General features: G+C 45.7%; 14 protein-coding genes and 2 pseudogenes. 3 read left to right on the top strand and 13 right to left on the bottom strand.

The genetic code is table 11. The features are described from left to right. Positions 1 to 357: 357 nt before the first annotated feature. The 8 genes and pseudogenes from D3H35_RS24715 to D3H35_RS24680 form a co-directional block, all read right to left on the bottom strand. Positions 358 to 2,322: an ATP-binding protein gene (locus D3H35_RS24715; RefSeq protein WP_119151803.1), complete on the bottom strand. Its 1,965-nt coding sequence runs from the start codon at positions 2,320 to 2,322 to the stop codon at positions 358 to 360. A 347-nt stretch (positions 2,323 to 2,669) separates the two neighbouring features. After that, entirely contained in the window at positions 2,670 to 4,244 is a 1,575-nt protein-coding gene (locus D3H35_RS24710; protein WP_119151802.1) for an ABC-F family ATP-binding cassette domain-containing protein, read from the bottom strand. A 128-nt stretch (positions 4,245 to 4,372) separates the two neighbouring features. Further along, a pseudogene (locus D3H35_RS32880) lies at positions 4,373 to 4,634 on the bottom strand (ATP-binding cassette domain-containing protein); the annotation flags it as partial. Between the two features lie 311 nt (positions 4,635 to 4,945). After that, positions 4,946 to 5,662 (bottom strand): response regulator transcription factor, encoded by a 717-nt coding sequence (locus D3H35_RS24700; protein ID WP_119151801.1) that lies wholly within the window; start codon positions 5,660 to 5,662, stop codon positions 4,946 to 4,948. Positions 5,663 to 5,680: 18 nt separating this feature from the next. Then, a complete protein-coding gene (locus tag D3H35_RS24695; protein ID WP_119151800.1) occupies positions 5,681 to 7,147 on the bottom strand; it encodes a sensor histidine kinase in 1,467 nt (488 codons plus the stop codon). A 3-nt stretch (positions 7,148 to 7,150) separates the two neighbouring features. Continuing rightward, the gene (locus D3H35_RS24690; protein WP_158594251.1) at positions 7,151 to 7,876 is read right to left on the bottom strand and encodes an ABC transporter permease; all 726 of its coding nucleotides are present in this window, start codon (positions 7,874 to 7,876) and stop codon (positions 7,151 to 7,153) included. Beyond that, entirely contained in the window at positions 7,873 to 8,595 is a 723-nt protein-coding gene (locus D3H35_RS24685) for an ABC transporter ATP-binding protein (RefSeq protein WP_119151798.1), read from the bottom strand. Before D3H35_RS24685 ends, D3H35_RS24690 begins: the two co-directional genes overlap by 4 nt. A 27-nt stretch (positions 8,596 to 8,622) precedes the next feature. Then, positions 8,623 to 9,594: a hypothetical protein gene (locus D3H35_RS24680; protein WP_119151797.1), complete on the bottom strand. Its 972-nt coding sequence runs from the start codon at positions 9,592 to 9,594 to the stop codon at positions 8,623 to 8,625. Between the two features lie 357 nt (positions 9,595 to 9,951). Between D3H35_RS24680 and D3H35_RS24675 the strand changes: the two genes are divergently transcribed. After that, entirely contained in the window at positions 9,952 to 11,142 is a 1,191-nt protein-coding gene (locus D3H35_RS24675) for an IS256 family transposase (RefSeq protein WP_119151796.1), read from the top strand. Positions 11,143 to 11,297: 155 nt separating this feature from the next. Here the strand turns inward: D3H35_RS24675 and D3H35_RS24670 are convergent, their stop codons facing one another. Then, positions 11,298 to 11,885: a TetR/AcrR family transcriptional regulator gene (locus D3H35_RS24670; protein WP_119151795.1), complete on the bottom strand. Its 588-nt coding sequence runs from the start codon at positions 11,883 to 11,885 to the stop codon at positions 11,298 to 11,300. Positions 11,886 to 12,045: 160 nt separating this feature from the next. On the opposite strand from D3H35_RS24670, the gene D3H35_RS24665 reads away from it, so the two are divergent. Continuing rightward, entirely contained in the window at positions 12,046 to 12,939 is an 894-nt protein-coding gene (locus D3H35_RS24665; protein WP_119151794.1) for a ketopantoate reductase family protein, read from the top strand. A 55-nt stretch (positions 12,940 to 12,994) separates the two neighbouring features. Here D3H35_RS24665 and D3H35_RS24660 read toward each other — a convergent pair whose 3' ends face one another. Continuing rightward, a complete protein-coding gene (locus tag D3H35_RS24660; RefSeq protein WP_119151793.1) occupies positions 12,995 to 13,459 on the bottom strand; it encodes a VOC family protein in 465 nt (154 codons plus the stop codon). Positions 13,460 to 13,631: 172 nt separating this feature from the next. Here D3H35_RS24660 and D3H35_RS24655 point away from each other — a divergent pair, with 172 nt between their 5' ends. Further along, positions 13,632 to 14,543 (top strand): helix-turn-helix transcriptional regulator, encoded by a 912-nt coding sequence (locus D3H35_RS24655; protein WP_119151944.1) that lies wholly within the window; start codon positions 13,632 to 13,634, stop codon positions 14,541 to 14,543. Between the two features lie 802 nt (positions 14,544 to 15,345). Here D3H35_RS24655 and D3H35_RS24645 read toward each other — a convergent pair. The 3 genes and pseudogenes from D3H35_RS24645 to D3H35_RS32875 form a co-directional block, all read right to left on the bottom strand. Then, positions 15,346 to 17,736 (bottom strand): S-layer homology domain-containing protein, encoded by a 2,391-nt coding sequence (locus D3H35_RS24645; protein ID WP_119151791.1) that lies wholly within the window; start codon positions 17,734 to 17,736, stop codon positions 15,346 to 15,348. A gap of 77 nt (positions 17,737 to 17,813) precedes the next feature. Beyond that, positions 17,814 to 18,428, bottom strand: a complete 615-nt coding sequence (locus tag D3H35_RS24640; RefSeq protein WP_119151790.1) for an NHL repeat-containing protein — start codon at positions 18,426 to 18,428, stop codon at positions 17,814 to 17,816. Between the two features lie 507 nt (positions 18,429 to 18,935). Further along, positions 18,936 to 19,019: pseudogene (locus D3H35_RS32875) on the bottom strand (cell wall hydrolase); the annotation flags it as partial. Between the last annotated feature and the right edge of the window lie 83 nt (positions 19,020 to 19,102).

The following is a 19,102-nucleotide window of genomic DNA, read 5'->3' as shown; positions in this document are numbered from 1 at the left end:
TTATTTATGATTGCCATTGCTGACATCTTGGAACAAAGTCGCCTTTGCTTTTAACAAGTAAGTTGAGCATGCTTCGTATCACTTTATTTAAGTATCTATTTAAGCACTGATTCTTGGCTGAATGTCATGAACTTTCAATGCTGTCCAAGATAAGCTGACTCTCCGGAATAATAACCCTAATTTCCTCTCCTTTGTATTACCCGGTCTAAACAAAAGGAGAGTTTATAATGGTCAATGAAGATGAAAACTACTTTGAATTTATTAAAACACTTGCTGAAATGGTTCAGGATTATGGAGCATCGCAGGCTGAATGTAACGTAAATAAGGAAGAAGAGGGTGCGTAGGCCCCTCTTCTGATTAATCCGGAATATATTCTTTGTACTTCATTCGTAAATAATTAAGGCCTTCCTCATTATCCTTCACTTCAAGTTCAAGCTTTTCTTTAAGGAACTGATGTTTCCCCTTAGCTTCTTGTATTATCTCATTCCATTCCTTCAACCACACTTCCATGTTACCGGTCTTACTTTTATAGATCAATCCTGGTGCTCTATCACCCTGTGATGATTCTAAACGTGCATCCTCATCAAGATCAGTTCCCAACAATACTATTTTCCATTTTGTTTTCGCTTTATCGAAATTATTATTTTTTTCAATTGCATGAGCATATCTTCTGACTTGGCTGATCTCTTCAGTTCCAATTACACATTTAGGCCGCTTTAGTTCGATCACAAGATTTTCGTAACAATCGTCTCTTCCATACTTATACTGACGGTATAGTCCTATATCCGGAATATCATCTAAAGAGGTTATGCTTTTAAAATCAATTTCTTTTGCTAATTCCTCTCTTCCCAAAATTGAAAGGTGCTTTTTGAGAACATTCTTAAGAGAAATATCGTCATATCCATACACGTATTGCTCACCAAATAACCAAAGTTCCCTAAGTAAAATTTTGTGTAACTGACTTCTCTCTTTCAACCTTTTACGGTATTGATCACTGAATAAAATTTGTTCCAGTCCATTTAAAAATAAGATTCTATTGGATATCAGATTTGTAGTGTTAATTATTGACTCCAAGCTTGTCTTTTCAAGAATTGCAGCAAGTTCATCTTGTTGCTCTGTAGGAAGTTTAAGAAGCTCTCTCAGTATTGTTTGTAAGCTGTCCGGATTTGATTGTAGTGCCTCCTTCATAAGCCTATATGTAAACTCTCTAGCACCCTTTTCAGCTTTGCTGAAATCCGGCAAATACTGATTCAACTTTACGGCGCAAATATCAAATACTTGTCTCTCAGCTTCCTCAACAACAGTTTGTGCTTCTCCTTTATAGGGATAAATATTTTCCTTTTTAATTTTCTTTATTTCATTTGAAGCTTCGCTGGCCATTTTCTGACGATATAGATCACGTAACGTTAAATCTGTCAATTCCCTAAGCGTATTATAGTCAGGATTCAATGTTCTAACATCAATCTGGTTTGTTTCCCATAGGTCATCAACGATATTACTTAGCAAGTACGCTGAGTGTGAAAACGAGCTAGATCTGAATCCTGATGGTTCTTCTTCAAAGACGATTCCAGTCTGTCCACACAAATATAAATTTTTATGCTTACTAGATTTCCATTCAATAATTTTCAAAGTACCTCTGACCGGTAACTGTTCTTCATTATGTGCAAATAACGGGAATTCATATGTATTGATTATTTGTTTTGCTGGTTCGAGTTTAAACCCTTCTACCCGTATAGAAATATCTTTATAGGCCAATAAATAAGGAGCAAAGATCATCGTAAGATTCTGAATAAGGCCTAGTTTATCAGCAATTTTATCAGCACTTTCGTTAATAAGATCAGTAATTGATACTATTACTCCTGAATTTTGTCCATTAGTTCTTGAGGGTTCTGTTTTACTGAATAATTTTAAATTGCTATCATGTCCCGATATTGCAAACTCATATAATTCCTCTTCTTTCTTGATCAAACTAACCCATTCAACTCTTCTTCCCAAGACAAATCCACTGTATCTCCCTTGACCTAATTTACCGTGATACTTTCTTCCTTTAGGGCTAACTTTATCTTTAACTTTATGTGAATCTCCTAGCTTTCCAAAGTGTTCGTCAACTAAATTGAAGTCTATTCCATGTCCGTTATCCTTAATTATTATATGTTCTAATCCGTCTAATGCATTTCGTTCAAAATCTATATCAATCTCTGTAGCATCAGCATCTAAAGCATTCCAAATTAATTCAGATAATGCCCTTAGTGGTTGAAATTTAAGTAACTTACCAATATGATCATTTGTTATTTGGACTTCCAAATTAGATTGAACTGCCATGGAAAAGCACCACCCACTAGGAAATAATACCCAAATTATAGCATACGACCTTAAAGATACAACACAAAAAGCGCCAATAACTGGCGCTTTATACTACAAATCTTATTTCGATTGTCTCTGAAAAGTTGTAACTATTTGTGATACGGTTCAGCATATCATCTGTAAGGCGAAATTTAAGGGCACCCGTTTGGGTGCCCTTGCTTTATAACATGTATTTATTCTTTCTTATGACTGTCAATGTATGAACCTATTACTACTCTGCGGCAAATAAAGTTGTCACGCTAGGAGGACGGCCCCTCGAATCCGCTTTAGCCAACGCTGAGAGGTATTTAGAGAGCCATCCTCTCTTACAAGCTCTGTTCGGTCACTCCCGTTACCAGATCGAAGGTCAGCATCTTGGTTCCGATCTTATCGATGAAGAAGCGATCGTGGCTTACCGTAATAACCGCGCCGGGAAAATGGATCAGAGCTTGCTCCATAACCTGTATGCTCGTGAGGTCCAGATGGTTGGTCGGCTCGTCCAAGATGATAACGGCCGCACCTGAGAGAAGACACTTAGCCAGCGCCACCCGAGCTTTCTGCCCGCCGGACAGATTGCCGATCGCCTTGCTCAGATCCGCCTCCGAGAATTGCAGCATAGCTAGGAATTTGTTCACCTTTTTGCGCGGAGCGTCCAGTCCCAATCCATACGTATTCACCGCGTGGCTGACGGTATCCTTAGGATCAAGCTCCTCCCACGTACGGTTGAAGTAGGCGTAGTAAACACCTTTCTCCCAGACAACCTCTCCGGAATCCGGTTTCTCCTGCCCGGTAAGCGCCTTAATGAGCGTGGACTTCCCACTTCCGTTCGGTCCCGCGATGACCAAGCGATCTTCCTTCTGAATATCGAAGCTAACGTTCTCGAAGATCTGCCTACCTTCGTATGTCTGCCCGATCTTCTTCACTTCGCATAGCTTGTCCGGGAAGCGCAACCTCTCGTAGATGTCGGTAATTAGCACGTTAACGGGATGCGGCTCTATCCGCTTCTTGTTATCCGCCAGCTTACGCGAGAGACGGTCCTTGGAACCGGAATTCCGGTTCGCACGATCGTCGATCGCCTCGGATTCCATGAGCAGCAACTCTTCCTCCCACTCGAACTGGCGGTCCAGTTCCTTCTTGCGCATCTTCTTCTTGCGGACGTAATCTGTGTAGTTGCCTTCGTATTCCTGAAAATGATAGTTCTCAATCTCGATCGTGCGTGTGACGACCTTGTCGATAAATTGCCGGTCATGCGACACCAGAATCATGGCACCCTTGAATCGGTACAGCCACTGCTCCAGCCATGCGATCCCTTCCATATCCAAGTAATTCGTCGGCTCGTCGAGCAGAACGACATCGGGCAGCTCAATTAGCATTTTTGCGAGCGCCGCGCGGTTACGCCATCCTCCGGACAACTCATCGATCGGCTGGTTGCGGGATCTGTCGTTAAACCCTAGCTTCGTAAGCACCGTATTAATCTCGACGGACACGTTCCAGCCATCGAGATGATCCATCTGTTCGAATAACTCCGCTTGCCTTGCTAGTAGCGCATCCATCTCGCTGTCGTCGGCAACCACACCCAGCTTATCTCCGACCTCTTGCAGCTCTCGCTCAATAAGGGCAACCTGCTTGAAGCATGCTTCTAGTTCTTGTTGAACGGACAAGCCTCCGCTGAGTTCCGAGAATTGCGAGAAATACCCGATTCGCACCTGAGGATCTATTTCTACTCTGCCGGACGTCGGCTCTTCCTTGCCCATGATGAGCTTAAATACCGTCGACTTGCCGGCGCCGTTCCGTCCAATTAGGCCGATACGTTCCCCTTGCATAACTCGAAAATAAATGTCGCGAAAAATCATGGACTCTTCATACTTCTTCGTGACGTTCTCCAACCGTATTACGCTCATGGCTATCACCCTTCTGGTTCCAACACTCTAGCGTGATTATACCACCCTCGCCTCCCTTTAAACCATTGGATGTGGCTTAAAGGCATCTTTGCTTTATCTTTTACCCTTCCCGCTAGGGTTGTAATCTAAATTTTGTTAAAGCAATGATTCAATAAATATCGGTTGTGCGTAACAACAAAACACATCTGGTTCGTCCATAATCATCAAGTCTGGGCTATTAAGCATTTCCTTCATCACTTGAATGAGTTTGAATTCCCCACCACTCAGATCGAATACCCTAACCTCTTTTAGCTTCATGAGGTTTGCTAGATTTAGTTTCTTATTAATGTTGCTTTCAAAATTTCCCCCGCCCATTGCATCAAAAATATCTAAAGCTAATTGATACTTTTTCCACTGCCACTTGTTCCAATAACAGCGTAATGTTGTGCCTCTTCGAGCGTGAATGAAATGTTTGTATATAAGTTTACCGTTGTTAGAGTAACACTGTTTACAACCGATCTAATCCATTCGTACATAGAAGTCCTCCCTCCTTTCCTTTTGATCGTATCATCGGCGATTTTTGCATACTTGATTCGAGTTGAACAATAAAAACTTGCCGTTACTTGTGATAAGGTTCACCGTATTATCTATGGAGCGAAATCGAAAGGCACCCGATCGGGTGCCTTTTTGTTATAGAAGTATGTTGAAGGTTGGGGACGCATTCACACTTTAAATCGATACCCCGCGCCCCACACCGTCTCGATAAACTGATGTTTTGCGGGGTCCTTCTGAATCTTGTCGCGGATCTTCCCGACGTGGACCGTGACCGTGGCGGAATCCCCGAAGTTATCGATACCCCACACCTTATCCAGCAGTTCCTCCTTGGAATAGACCCGATCCGGGTTTTCCGCGAGGAAGAGCAGTAAGTCGAACTCTTTGGCGGTCATCGTGATTTCTTGCCCGTTCAGCGTCACCCGTCTGGCATCGACCTGAATCGCAAGTCCGCGAATGTTCAGCTCGCGTATCTTCCGGACAGATAAAGTACCGGCGCCTGCCGCGGCCCCGGTCAACCGGTCATATCGTTCAAGATGTGCCTTCACCCTCGCCACGAGTTCCGACGGGCTGAACGGCTTCGTTACGTAATCGTCCGCGCCTAAGCCGAGTCCCCGGATCTTGTCGATATCTTCCTTGCGGGCGGACACCATCAGTACCGGAATGAACTTCGTCTCGCGAATCCGCCGCAAAATGTCAAAGCCATCCATGCCCGGCAGCATGACGTCTAGAATAATAAGATCGTACGCTTGCTCCAACGCTTCTTCCATCGCTTGTCGGCCGTCTGCCCTAAGGGTCACCTCATAGCCGTGTACCTCAAGGTAGTCCCGTTCCAGCTCGGCGATCGCTTGGTCGTCCTCGACGATTAACACTTTCCGCTTCGTCATCTTTCTTACTCTCTCCCGTCACGCTCGAGACCGATTCATCGGTATCGTAAACATCACCGTCATAGATTGCCCAAGCTCGCTTCTTGCGGTAATCGTCCCGCCATGAAACGCGACGATTTGCTTCACGATGGCCAAACCTAACCCGGAGCCTGCCACATTCTGATTCCGATTGGCGTCCGCCCGATAGAACCGGTCGAAAATCCGCACTAGCTCGCTCTGCTCCATGCCGGGACCGTTATCTCTCACCGCGATCACCCACGCCTCCGATTGCCGGCCGAAACACACATGGATATGCGGTTCCTTCTTATCCATAAACTTCACCGAGTTGCCGACGATGTTCAGTATGGCCCGCTTGATCTTCTGAGCATCCATCGTCGCGACAGCGTCCGATCCGGCCTCGTATTCGCCCGTCAGCCGTATGCCCGCTCTCTCATATTCGATGTACAGCTCGCTCATGGTCTGCTGGTAGAACTCCTCCAGCGACACCGCATCGAAGTGGAACTTCTCTTGCTCGAGATCCAGCTTCGACAGCAGGAACAGGTCGTCGATCATCCGGTCCATGTCGAGCGTCTTCGTATAAATAACGTCGATATACTTCCTCAGCTTCTCCGGATCGTTCGCGATACCTTCCCGAATCCCCTCCACATATCCCTTAATCGAGGTGAGCGGCGTCTTCAGATCATGCGAAATGTTCGAGATCAGCTCTTTGCGGTTCTCCTCCAGCGCCAGTTGCGCGCCTATGGATTGCTGGAGCTCGCTGCGCATTTTCTCGTACGAGCGAATCACGCTGCCTACTTCGTTGCGCACCTTCGATTGCAGGCTGAAGTTCAGGTCCCCCTCCGCGATACGGCGGGAACCTTGTTCAAGCTGCCGCAGCGGCCTGACGATATCCTTCGTCGTAATCCAGATCAGCGGGACAAGAATGATCCCAAATAAGATCGCAATGCCAAGAAGCACAAATAATGGGAAACGGTCGCCCTTCGTCCACACCTCCGTCACGTCAATGACGAGGTAATACGTTAAGGGATCGTCGATCGCCGGAAAATCGTACCGCAGCGCGAACAAATCGCGTCCTTCCCACGAACTCACCGTGAACGCGCCGTCCGCATGCTTTCCCGGCTTCGAAACGTCTTTCCGCAACTGCTCAAGGAACGTATCCTTTTTCTTGAGCGCGCCGTAGCTTTCCCATCGCTCTCCTTCCTGGACGACAAGGAAGCCTCCGAACGGCTGCAGCTGATCCCCTAACAGGCTCGCGAATGCGGGGGAGGTCAGCTCCTCCGACTTATACCGCTCCGCATAGCGCAAGTCCACGATCAGATCGATGCCCCGTTGGAACGCCTCGCGCGGGGTTTGATCCTTCACGATGCCTTTCGCGAAATACGAGACGACCCCCGTGACGAGTCCGATCCCCGTCACCATGACGATCGCTGCGGTCAGCAAAATGCCGACAATATACGTTAAAATGAGCTTCAGTCGAATAGACACCTATTAGATCTCTTTTCTTTGAAAGGATAACAAGCCCAATATAGTGCCAATGATATAGTAGGCAATTATAAATAGCAATGTCGAAATCGATGCGCCGGCATCGCCTGCGTACAGAAGCGGCCGCACCCAGTCCGTGAATTCGGTGACGAGGAAACGGCTCGACTGCGGTTCAAGCAAGCCGACGACGCCCATCGCCATCCACAGCACAACGCTTACCGTCAGCCCCACTCCGCCGCTTCCCGTCCATAAAGCCACGCAGTTAGCCAGCACCACTAATAATCCGCAGAAAAGAATCGCAGCGCCGAGTTCAGCCAAATTCGCGCCCAACTCGGAGAGTGCAGGCACACCCTGGAGCACCAGGCTTCCGATCAACGTTGGCACGAACACGCTTAGTACGATCAACGCACCGGCGGTCCAACCCGCGAGCATTTTCCCCATGAAAAGGGACTCTCGGCTGACCGGCAGCTTCAGCGCATGCTTGATCGTACGGTCCTTAAATTCGCCGACCATAAGGTCGCTCCCTAACGACGCCATGAATAAGGGGAACACGATCGCAAGCAACAGTTCCAGCGCGGTTGACGGGAGGTTGTCGTCCAGCCCGATACGGTCGCCGATGAAGACGAGGAAGACGCCGATCAGAAAGGCGAGCAGCAGCAGCACCTTTAACTTCCCTCCACGGAGCAGCTTACGCAGCTCTTCCCCCGTGAGATAGCTCAATTGCGCGATCATGCGGCCCCGCTCCTTTCTTGCGAAATTCCGTGCAAATAGTATTCTTCTACGCTTGGGAAAGATTCGCGAATCTGTGCGACGCTCGCGGTACCGATATGCCGCCCTTCGAAGATGATGCATGCATGCGTGATCCAATCCTCTATGTCGTGCACCTGATGGGACGAGACGATGATGCTCATCCCCGTCTCAGCTACGAGACTGTGCAATATCGTGGCCATCTCCCGCCGACCCTCAATGTCCATGCCCGAGAACGGTTCGTCGAGCAGCAGCAGCTTCGGCCGGTGAAGCAGCGCGCTAGCGAGCTCAATCCGCTGTTTCATGCCGGTGGAGTACTTCTTGATCTTGAGCCCGTGGTGCTTCGACATTCCCACAAGCTCTATCGTCTGCCGAATACGCGCTTCGTCGATGCCTGGGTACAGCTTGTGATAGAGTCTCAAATACTCGTAACCCGTGAGATAGGAGTACGGCGTCGGCTCGCCAATCATCAAGCCCATGTGCGGCCTCGTCTGCTCGGGCTGGTCGGCGACGGAAGCGCCATCCAAGCGCGCATTCCCGCGGTCGCTTTCGAGCCACCCGGCCATCGCTTGCAGTGCTGTCGTCTTCCCGGCACCGTTCGGCCCCAATAATGCGACAACCTCACCGGGAAGTACGGTGAGATTGAGCCCCTGGAAACCGCGGCCTCCGGGGTAGACCTTCGATAAATTGTCCACTTCGAACATATGACAGGTCCTCCCGTTATCGTGATGTTAGCCGCGATCTTCGAACGTTGCCGCGTCGATGATTTCGATGCTCTTGCCGGCAGGGTCGTACACGTCCGGCATCGTAGCGTTAATGCCGCTGACGTCTCCTGCGCCTTCGATCTCCACCGTGTGGGCGACACCCGCTTCGTCCTTGCCGCTTACTTCAAGCTCGCCTTGCACGCTCTGAAGCTCGTTGTCCGCATTCACCGTGAACTGAAGCACCACGTGCTCAATCGCGAAGTCTTTCGTCAGCTCCGGCATTTGCTCTTCGAAGTTGATGTCCTTAAGTCCTTGGAAGAAAGGCAGCTGCTTGACCCGCTCCCATTCGGCCGGCACTTCCTCCGTATGCTTGCGCTCAATCCTGTCATTAGACTCTGCCGCGTCCATCAGTAGTCGAATCGGAAGCGGAATGTCCTTCTCGTCAATGTCTGCCGTGATCGTCTTCGAGCCGTCCGCATGGTTCGCCACGCTAAAGTTATCCTTGAGGTCGCCGACTATGAAGTCGAGGAGCACTTCTTCCGCTTTGCTCATCGAGCGGTCATAGGAGTCGTCCTCATAAGGCCGCACGCGGTGCTTGCCGGCGTTCTCCTCGTCAGTGTTAATCACCTGATAGTGCTTATTGTGCGTACGGTCGACCATATAGATGCTTTCATCGCCGTTGCTGTACAGACTGCCGCTGCGCGCGATGCCCATGAGGGTGAAGTCGAAGTCGCTGCTCACTATGTGTCCGTCTTCCGCGTCCGCCACCTTCGTCTTGCCGTTCGCGGCGAGCACTGACTTGCCATCTACTGTCACGGTGAAGTTCCCGTTCATCGTCGCGCTCTCGAAAGCTTTGCCCGACAATTGGTTCGCCTTCAGCGCCTCTTTGAACGCGTTGTACCCTTCCGTATTCGGGGTGTACGCGAACGCCGTCGCCGTAAATAACGTCACCGCAGCAGCAGCCCCACCGATCATCAACCATTGGTTTCTCTTCTTCATATCTTACTCGCTCCTTTAAGATTGTATGGTTTCTCTTGCTTACAACCTTAGTCTAAAGGAGGAGTCTAAACTCCCTCGAAAACAATTCGAAAATATTTCTAAAATGTGGGCATGCGAATGCCATCCGACCTATTCTCGCCGTTCATCGGTTATAAAATGAATCATGTCTATCGAAAACGGGATGAGGACCTTCTGTTGCATGCCGGCGTAAGTCCAAAAGTGACCAATCCACATGTGAGATTTCGGCCTCATAGATGACGTAAAATTGTTTGTGTACCATGTTTTGGAGTCTTACCAAAACAAAAAAAAGTAGGGTATTCTCGGGGTTACGACGCCACCAAGAAGGAGCCCTACTCGATGACTACTATACCCGAAAACATGCTTAACGATCTATTTGAAAATCTTGTCACACAGTTTGTGAAACAGAACATTGAGACGATCATGCGAGCTGAAATCAAACACATGTTGGAGGAGCAGGAAGAACATCAGCGTAATAGCCGGAACGGTTATTACACGCGCACCCTCCACACGAAGTATGGTCACATTGAAGATCTCCAGGTACCACGTGACCGTAATGGCCAATTCCAAACCAGCGTATTCGAGCCGTATCAGCGCCGAGATGGTTGGCTAGAGGAAGCTGTTATTCAGATGTACAAAAGCGGTATGGGCACACGAGACGTCGCCCGTTTCATTGAAAGCATGTTTGGTAGCCAATATTCGCCTACGACCGTCAGTAATATTACAGCGACAGTGTTGGAGGACATTCAAATCTGGCTGCAGCGCCCGCTAAAGAAACGTTACTCGGTTATTTATCTCGACGGTCTTTACGTCAAACTCAAACGCGGCACCGTAAGTGGCGAAGTCGTTTACTTTGCGATGGGGATCGACGAAGATGGTCACCGGCAAATCCTTGGCTTCTACATTGGCGGCCAAGAGAGTTCAAATGGCTGGCGGGAAGTACTCAAAGATCTTTATATACGCGGGGCGACAGACGTGCTGCTCGGCGTGTTTGACGGCCTGACAGGGCTTGAAGCAGCCTTCCGCGAGACTTACCCGAAAGCCGACGTGCAGCACTGTGTGGTGCACAAAGTCCGTGCTACTTTCCCAAAAATCCGGGTGCAACATCGAACGGAAGTTATCGAGGATATCAAAACGGTTTACACGGCTGAGGACAAAGATCTTGCATTAGCAGCCTTCGACACGGTTTACGCAAAGTGGGGCAAATTGTATCCAAAAGAGATGGAACTTTGGAAGGAGCAACTGCCTACGTTGCTGACCTTTTACAAATTTCCCAGCCTCATCAAGGAAGCCATTTACACTTCCAACCCAATCGAGCGGATGAATAAGGAAATCCGCAAGAGACTCAAGCCGATGAATAGTTTAACGAACATGGATGCGGCAGAGAAGATCGTTTACTTGCAGGCAATCGACTACAACGAACGTAACGAAAGTCGCGCCATACGTGGGTTTGCAGATCCTGAAGTGAAGAAGAAGTTAACCGAGATGTTTGAGGCACGATATTCGGACAAGATAACATCCGAGGAGTAGCGCCACAAAAACCAATCTCCCGCGCCTTCGCTTGAGCTGCGCTCTCCGCCAACTCTAAAACCTAAAATCATGTCCATCATCCCGATGGAAAAACCTACTACACAAACTTCTTGACGCTACCGCCTCATATGTCCAAAATCGCGAAAGTTTTATCTCTATTTACCCCCATCGCGATACAATCCCAAACCGTTCATAACATAAGAACGAACAATGTCTACAAGCCCATCGGTTCGATCTTTTTCCTCGACATTTAACCAATAATGCGCAGCGCTATAGATCGCCGAGCCTGTCATGGCCGCCATGACTTTGATAGGATTCCTGCCCACACCAAGATGCGTAGCTCCTTTTAGAAAGATGCTTTCTATGGTTTGCAGCAGCATTTTCTTTATTTTCTCATCGACAAGCGTAGCCATCGGCTTGGAATCCATTCTACAGGTCTGATAAAAATCCACGATGTATCGGTGCGTCTGCAAGATCAGCTGTTCACATATTTCATCCGTAAACTCCCGTGCATTCGCCACTTGCTCTGGAATCATCTCATGGAACACCTGTTCAGTGACTTCGTCAAGCAAAGCATATTTATCTTCAAAATGGGCATAAAAAGTGGCTCGGTTAATGGTTGCTTTCTGCGCGATATCCTTGATGGTGATGGCCCCGAATCCTTTTCTCCGCAACAAATCTCTGAACGCTTCTATAATTAACTGTCGTGTGCGCAACACCCTCGGATCTTCCTGATTTACCATTTCAATATCTCCTTGATAAACATCAAATATGACAATGTGTTGCCTACGCAACTTTCAACTAACTCTGCCGGTTGAGATCACAAGCATGCAGCATTATCATCTTATCTAACAGATGTTGCTTAAACAATTTATGACTATTTATTTGAAAGGAAGGATTCTATTGAACACCAAGCCCTATCGACTTCTGATATTTGGCGCTGGCGTGGTTGGCAGTGTTTACGCACTCCGATTTGTACAGTACGGACTGGACGTAACCTTGTTGGCACGAGGAAAGAGGCTGGAGGCACTTAAAAGGAACGGACTGTCATACAACGACAACGGAACGGTCAAGCAAATATCGGTCAAGACGATAGACACGCTTGAGAACGACGACATTTATGATTTTATCTTTGTTCCCGTACGATATGATCAGGCCGAATCTTCCCTGACTGCGATCAAGAACAATAAGAGCAAAACCATTGTCACCTTGACCAACACCATAGGATATGACAGCTGGCTTGAAATCGTGGGAGACCGGCTGCTCCCAGGATTCCCGGGTGCGGGTGGAGACATCAAAGAGGATGTTCTATACGCCCAATTTGGTTCCGAAAAACATCAAGGGACCATTTTCGGTGAAATAAATGGACGGACGACTGAAAGAGTGAAAGAGCTAGCCCAACTATTCGAATCGGTCAATTTGCATTATGAAATCCAAAAAGACATTCTGGCATTCCATATATCGCATATTGCGTTGGCTATCGTCAACAAGCATTTCTACACGAATGACGGAATGGTGGATATTGAGACAGCAAGAAGTATAAAGATTCTAAGCAAGATTGCCGCAGATATTAAACAGAACCTTCACCTGGTAGAGCAAGCCGGAATTCCGGTAATCCCACCAGAAACGAAGGCAATGGGAGAATTGCCTGAGAACGATATTATTTCCCGTTATCGTCAGTGGCTGAGCAATGACTTTATCATTGATGTAAAGCTTGGGAACCATGCTATCAGCCAAAAAGCGGAAATAATGTTATTGGATAAGATGTTTCATGAATTGTTATCTACTCGGCGATAACATTACCTTTCATACAAAAAAATGGTCTTCATGAAAGACCATTTTTTTGTATGATTTACTGTTGGTTGGAGAGAACTCTATCCAGGAACTTATCCGCGTCGCTATTGAACTTCCAAGTAACACCGAACTTATCAACCAACATTCCGAAGCAGGAAGACCAAGGCATTTCTGATAACGGCATAATCACGTATCCGCCAACAGACAGATTAGAAAAGTAATTTTGCAGTGCCTCTTTATCATCAATAACGATACTAATTAGTATGTTGTTGCCTTTAACCAACTCGCCCGTTACCTGCTTCATGGAAGGTAGAATATCCGACATCATTATTTTCCCACCAGCGAACTCCAACGATGACTCCATAATCATATTCTGTTCATTCTCGGGCAATGGGTAGTTTGGATCTTGGGGAATATCCTTAAATTTCACCTTTTTTACTTCACTTGCATGAAGAGCTTCTGAATAAAAGGCAATAACCTGCTCTGTATTTCCATCAAAATTTACATAAGTGATAACCGACATAATATAACCTCCTTCTTGTAATACATGAAGTATAAGCCATAATAGGTGACAGCTACTTTGTCACCTATTATGGCTCTGTAAAAAACATTTTTTTACCTAAAGAGGATTCTCAGAAAGTTTTGTGAGTTTTCATAAATAGGTGGACTTATTACGTTCCGATCCGGGGGATAACATGGAGAAAGTTGAACGATTAATATCTATCGTAATGATCTTGCTGCAAAAAAATATTGTTTCGACAACCGAATTCTCAAAATTATTTAATGTGTCAAAAAGAACGATTCTGCGTGATATGGAAACCCTCAGTTATTCTAATATACCTATTTATGCTATAAATGGAGTTCATGGCGGCTATGGAATAATGGATGAATACAAATTAGACAAACGACTTCTGAGCAGTAAAGACTTAGAAAATATTTTAACTGCACTCGGTGGATTGGGACAAATTTTATTTAGTGATGAGGTAGAACTAACGATAAAAAAAATTGATGCGATGATTGGCTCAACATCCTGGAAAGGTTCCATTCACCTGTCATTTTATGATTGGGAGGGTCGTTCTGAAATTCTTCAAACCTTAAACACATGTCAGGAATCAATAGTAAAGAAAAAGTTAGTTTCATTTGATTATATTGATAAAGATGGTATTACAACAAATCGAATTATTGAGCCGTATCAGCTCCATTTTAGCGAAATGAGTTGGTATTTGAAGGGATTCTGTTTACATCGTCAGAGCTATAGAACATTTAAATTATCTAGGATTGATAATCTTATTATGGATGAACAAACGTTTATCCCTAGAGATTATTTATTAGAACAAGAACATGAAGCAAGTTATCAACCGCAACTAGTCGCTATAAAGGCGTTGATTCCGCCTAGCATAAAAGATCAATTTATTGAAAGGTATGGTCGAAAGAGTATTGAAAGCTATAGCTCTGAATATCTCTTAGCCACAATCCACGTTCCTCAAAACAGTACTGGATTTCAATTTTTAGCAAGTTTCGGTACAAATCTAGAGATAGTAGAGCCCCAAACCTATGTTGAAGAATTTCGAAATTATTTAAATAAAATGATGGAGAAATATTCTTAAGGGAGTCCCTTTTCTTATGATCCTCTTGTACACCAACCACACTTTTTGAGCTGCACAAATATCAACGCTTATAAGCAGAATTACAATTGTTGGAAGAAATCTATAATGATACACTGGATTTAGTGATGCTAATTCATTTTACTAGAAAAGTGGGATGACGATATAACAGCATGTTTACTTTTCAACCCTCCCGATTCAAGATTTGTAACCACTTTTTTAAACGTCTACCTCCATATAAAGGCGTTTGAGTTCTCGTTCTTGCTCTGTTTCTGCACGATGTGGGCTTCCACGTCTATCTTCAAACGCCGCTTGCCCGTCTTCACGATATTTCCTCATCCATCTCCATCCCTCATCAACATGTAACCGAATAGACTCCAGTTTAAGTGATTCAGGATAATGCATATACTTCTGTCCCTTAATCGCCATAAAAATGCACCCCTTAGAATTTCATCGGATTAACCCAGGGTTTTTCCAATGTTTATTCTAAGGGGTGCACTTCAATACAAGCGATTTAGAATTTTCGCCGGTTCAGCGTAACAGGTCTATCGGCGAAAAATAAGAAGGAGCTTGTTGCGGCGTATAGTTGCCAACCTTCTTTCCTCATTAAATTAAACAAAGCTAATTCCTAGCTTTTATGATTATTGCCCGTTATATCAAAGCCTTTTGGAAATGAAAGAATATTAAAAAGAAAGCATGAAAATACCATAAAAAACCGCGTAGCATTAAGCTTTCGCGGTTTTTATCACATACGAAATATTTGAATCTGTCTGAATTGGAGGGCATTCACTGCAGAAGTACACGGTTAACTGTTTTCTTTTTCTAACATCTTCAATATAATCGTTAAAGCTTCCGCTCTTGTTGCTGGAGCAGTCGGATCGAATTGGTTGGAGCCTTTGCCTTCAATTAGATTCCGTTTCTTTAAGGCAGCTACCGCGCCCTTTACCCATGAGGGGATATCCTTATCGTCTGCAAATCCCGTTTCGGCATTCTCTTCGATGGACAAGTCCATTGCACGAGCAATCATCTCGGCCATCTCGGCGCGTGTAATTTTTGCATCCGGACGGAATGTATTGTCATCAAAACCTTTAACTATGCCCGACTTCGCGGCTTGCTCAACTGCTTTCTTCGCCCAAGCCCCAATTGATGCTACATCTGTGAAGATCAGCTCCGCACCTTCATCTTGCGCTTTCAACGCATTCATCAGCATTACAGTAAATTCCGCGCGTGTCACCGTAGTATTTGGCTTGAACGATCCATCGGTATAACCCTTGACGATGCCTTCGCTCACCGCTTGCTTAATATTGGCCTCCGCCCAATGTCCGGAAATATCGCTTAATTGAGCCTCCTTAGTTGGTTCAGTTACTGGTAAAACCGTCGCTTGATCAACTACGAGTACAGCAAACTTCGTAAAATGATCCACATCTGCAGCAATGCGATCTCCATTTATTTTACTGCCATTAACTTTTACCCAGACCTTCTTCACTTCATCATAATAGAAGATCGCTACCGTTTGGCCAGTCTTCAATTGTGCTGGATCGAATACAAAAGTCAAAGTCACTGATTTACTGAAGTTCTCTGGGAAGTTTTTCAGAATCTCGTAGATCGAGCTTGCAAGAATCTCTCTATTGCTGAGAAGGTTCTTCGCATCTAACACTTTTTCAATTGTTAATCCCAGCTCCTTGCTTGAAGCATTAGCCGGAACGGCAATAACAAGCCCATTGTCCAATCTAACCTCGCCTGCTTGACCTACAGGGAGAATTAATTTCCCATCGGTAGAGACAACCGGGAGTACGACACTCGGTCCACCACCGACAGGACCATCGTTTGGTGTAGCTCTCGTTATCGTCACCGTATACTTGGTACTTGTACCATCCTGAGCAATGACGAATAATTCAATTCGATTACTGCCTACTTTAAGGGGAAGCCCTGTACTTGTTTCCCCGCTTAACAAGCTCACCGGACCAGCTACAAGAGTATTGGCACTATTATAGACACTCGCTGACACGGAACCATAAATAGGATCACTTACAGTCGCCGTTACTGTGAAGTCAGATGTGGAATTCGGTACGTTCGCCGTATAGTTATATACACTTCCGCTCACCGTTTGATCTAATGTAATACCGCTTAAATGTAATGTATCCAAGCCAGAACTAGAGCTTAATGTTGCAAAAGTAACCTCTTGTCCATAGCTTATTCCGCTTGCATTCACTGCATAAGCACGCACATGATAGATGGTTCCGGGTTGAAGCCCAGCAAGACTCACTGAAAAGGTTCCTGCTCCCCCAGTTGCAGCTACAGCTTTACCATCCACAATAGTCGGATTGGCATTCTTGGAATATACAATTCCTCGCTCCGTGACCATAGCACCACCGTCTGAAGCTATATTTCCTCCAGCAGTAGCTGTCATAGAAGTAATTTGTTGCACTGCTGCATCTGTATAGACGATAGCAGGCATTGCTACAAAATGCGTCACCGTTACTATACTGGTGGCCGTCTTGCCTCCATCCGCCGTCGTCACCGTAATCGTCGCCGTTCCTTCAGCCACCGGCGTAACAAGTCCGTTATTGTCCACCGTTGCAATATTAGCATCACTGCTATGCCAAGCTACGCTTTTGTCAGCGGAATTGCTGGGCGAAACCGTTGCCGTAAGTGCGGCCGGTGCTCCTCCTACCGCCAAGGACAATGCGGGCTTATCCAACGTGACGCCACTAACCTGAGCTCCAATTACGATATTTCCAACGCTTACGCTTTGACCGTCATTGATTGCCACTGTCGCTTCGCCATTCCCGTATCCCGCAGCCGTCACCGTTAGCTTTCTGCTGCCCGGCACAATATTGTTCAAAGTAAAGCTTCCCGTTGCGTTCGTTGTGGTCGATAGTGCCGTTCCGGCTATGGCAACCGTGGCGCCATTGACAGGATTGTTGCTTGTATCCAGCACCGTGCCGCTCAGCGTTCCAGGCGTATATACTATTTTTGTAGCGTTCTCGGCCGCTATGTATAAAATGCCGAAAGCGTCTTTGCTTATGGAGAACACTCTCCCCAATGTGGCGGCATCAGCCGCTCCACCATCCCCTGTATTGCCGCTTGTTCCATTTCCTGCTACCACATCGATGATTCCGGTGGCAAGATCGATTTTGCGTACAACATAGTTGTCATATTCCGCAAAGTACAATTGCCCGTCAGACATAATCATATTGTGCGGACCCTTCAACTTGGCGTCGCTAGCCTGGCCACCGTTGCCGGTGTACCCGCTAGATGAAGCTGTTCCTGCTATAACGGTAACATTATTGTTATTGCTCGTATCGACTTTTTGATTACATGAGCCGTATAATCGGCCACATATACGTTGCCGTTCGAATCCACAGCCATACCCATATTCTGATTAAAGCCTGACGCCAGCACCGTAACATTTCCCGCCGTATCTATCTTTTTAAGCATGGTTAGAGTGTCCGAATAATAGACATTTCCGGAATTATCAATAGCAAGCGCCATGCTCGTCACGTTAGTCGGACCGGAGATTGAAGTGACCGTTCCCTGAGGATCTATTTTTTTCAACCCGGAATTAGCCGCCGCATAAATATTATCGTTAGCATCTGTGACAAGTTGATAAGTTGTCGATCCCAAAGACGCAAATTCGCTTTCAACTCCTTCAGTAGAAAGTTTATATATCTTACTCCCAACCGACGTTTTTACGTAATAGACATTACCTAAAGAATCCGATGTTATTCCTTGAGTCCCTACATTCTTGATTGTGCTTATAATCGATGTTGTCGATGCCGCGGATACCGGGATACTAGATAACATAAAGCCCGGATAAAATAACATGGCCATAACCATCATTATGCAAACTGATCTTGTGAATAATCGTCTCTTTCTTGTATTCAACGTACATCCTCCAATCATAGCTATAGCAAACAGTACTCTCTTTTTACGTGCACATTGAAATACGAGGTTCCAACTAAAAACCCCTCTTAAAAAACCGCAACAAAAAACTAAATAATTCGTTGTCAGATTCAAAGGGTTATTCAGATGAGTAATGTTATGGAAAACTTAACTTTTCTTACCATACATAGAAAATGATTAAAACATTAAAAAGCAAGATGGCGCCGTCTTACTATTTTTTATTTAAATAAGGATTTAAGGCTTGAGTCTAATTCTAATACATGCAATAGCATTGTAAGAGCTTCTGCTCGAGTAGCATTGGTTAATGGTGCATAGCGCAGTATCTTCGCCGCTCTCTCGATTGAACTAGCTACCATATGCAAAGTTTCTATTATACTAATATCAATTATAAATAATTAAATTTTTATACAGTAGTGACTGTTGTCCTTAGTTTTGTCATATGACAAGATGGTTTTTTATGGATATTTCCAGTCACGCTACACAGGAGTCCATTTCCCCTTCAGCCTCAGCTTCAGCTCGAATTAACCTTGCCAACATTTCAATATCCCGTGATCTGGCTTTTACGACTGCCATTTGCTCACCTCTTTAGGTTTCTAGACTCATCATTTTGAAGATGAAGCCGATGTGTTACTCTGGCAAAATAAAGAGCAATAATA

Source organism: Cohnella faecalis (genome assembly GCF_003570905.1).
Classification (GTDB): domain Bacteria; phylum Bacillota; class Bacilli; order Paenibacillales; family Paenibacillaceae; genus Cohnella; species Cohnella faecalis.
Note: the sequence above shows the minus strand (reverse complement) of the source record. Positions and strands in the feature narration are given on the sequence as shown.